The organism is Carboxydothermus islandicus (genome assembly GCF_001950325.1).
In the GTDB taxonomy this organism is placed as follows: domain Bacteria; phylum Bacillota; class Z-2901; order Carboxydothermales; family Carboxydothermaceae; genus Carboxydothermus; species Carboxydothermus islandicus.
On the sequence record NZ_BDJL01000022.1, the window covers coordinates 1 to 1,957 of the forward strand.

A 1,957-nucleotide genomic window follows, 5' to 3' on the forward strand; every position below is an offset into this window, starting at 1 on the left:
TCCCGAGTTTGTCAGTTAATTGCGAAAAACGGCCTAAAAAAGCCCGCAAACCCTTGAAAATACTGCATCGATTTTTTAAACCTCTCGAAAATGTAGGGACAAATTATTTTTAGATATAGCCTTGAAAATATAGATTTATGCTTATAACTTATGGTACAATATGCATAGAAAACCTTTTTGGAGGGGTTTCTATGCATCTTAAAGTAGTTAAAGCAGGCAATTACGAATATGTGCGTTTGGTTGAAGCTTACCGGGAAAACGGTAAAGTAAAACATAAAGTTATCCTTAACCTTGGACGTAAAGATTTGATTGAAGGTAATCCTTCGTTTAAGCGGTTAGCAGAACGTTTAGCTGAAATTGCTAATGGCTCTTCTACTCTCAAAATTTCCGGTGAAGCTCAATTCTCAGAAGGAACTTTACGCAATTATGGTTTCATCGTTTACCGCAAACTCTGGCAGCTATTTGAACTAAACAAATTTTTCGCTGATTTGGCAAATCATCCGCGCCTGCAGTTTGATTTAAATTCAGCTTGCTTTTTAATGGCAGTACAGCACTTGTTATCTCCCAAAAGCAAACTGGCTACTTATCTTAATCGTGAACAATATCTTGGAATACCAGAGATTGACCTAAACCATCTATACCGGAGCCTGGATCTTCTGGCAGAAAATAAAGAGCTAATTGAGAATTACGTCTTTGAAAAAAATTGTTCCCTTTTCAACATGAATGTAGATGTAGTTTTCTATGATGTTACTACTTTTCATTTTGAAAGTGTTAGAAACGATGAGCTTCGGGACTTTGGTTTTAGCAAAGACAATAAAATCAATGAAGTCCAGGTAGTAATGGGTCTATTGATTGATAACGAAGGACGGCCCATTGGCTATGAACTTTTCCCTGGCAATACCTTAGATAGTAAAACCCTGGCCAAGTCTTTAGAAAAGCTCCAAAAACGTTTTAACATCCGGCAAGTAGTCATTGTGGCCGACCGTGGGTTAAATAGCAAGCTAAACCTGAAATACATCAAAGACCTGGGCTATGACTACATTGTAGCTACAAGACTCAAGAAAATGCCCCAAAGCGTACTTGCTGAAGTATTTAACCCGGAAGGTTATGAAACTCTGAAAATGGCCAATCCTTTTTCTGAAGAAGAAAATCTTGATGACTTTGAACAATTTCGCTATAAAGTTCTTGACCACATAAACCGGATTAAAGATGAAAAAGGCGTAGTTTACGAACTACCCGAAAAATTAGTAATTACTTACTCGGCAAAACGAGCTTTAAAAGATGAAGAAGACCGCAAACGCCTAATTGAAAAGGCAGAGAAATTGCTTCTTGAGCCAGCAAAGATTAAGGCCAGTAACAAACGTGGTGGCAAAAAATTCATCAAACATCAAAGCGAAAATGACCAATTCTTCTTGGACGAAGAGGCTATTGAAAAGGATAAACGTTTTGACGGTTATTACGCCATTCAAAGTAGCCGTTTGGATTTAGATGCTAAAAAGGTGCTTGAAGCTTACCATACCTTATGGAAAATCGAAGAATCCTTTCGCATTATGAAGAGTACTTTAGAGGTACGGCCGATTTTTCACTGGACAGAAAAGCGTATCAAAGGCCATTTTGTTGTTTGTTTTTTAGCCTTTCTGCTGGAAAGAACCTTGGAATTCCGGTTAAAAGAAAACCGGGTAGAAGTAAGTCCCCAAAAGATTCAGGAAGCATTAAATTCTCTAACCTTTACTGAAGTTGAAATAAATGGTCAAAAACTTCTAATCAAGATGCGGCCTACAGAGGTAGCCAATAAGATTTTAAGAATTTTAAGGATAGCACCACCGAAGAACATGATGCCCCTGGAAGATGCAAAAGAGTTCACCTGGTAGGTGTGTAGGTACAATTTGCGCATCTTTAGGGATAAAAATGCCCATTTTTCAAGGGTTCCAAGATTTTAACTGACAAAGTCAGGAAA

1 protein-coding gene is annotated in these 1,957 nt (G+C 37.8%); it reads left to right on the top strand.

The annotated features are described in order from the left end of the window. Nucleotides 1–191 precede the first annotated feature (191 nt). On the top strand, nt 192–1,871 hold the full coding sequence (locus ciss_RS04390; protein ID WP_075865088.1) for an IS1634 family transposase: 1,680 nt from the start codon (nt 192–194) through the stop codon (nt 1,869–1,871). The last annotated feature ends 86 nt before the right edge of the window (nt 1,872–1,957 follow it).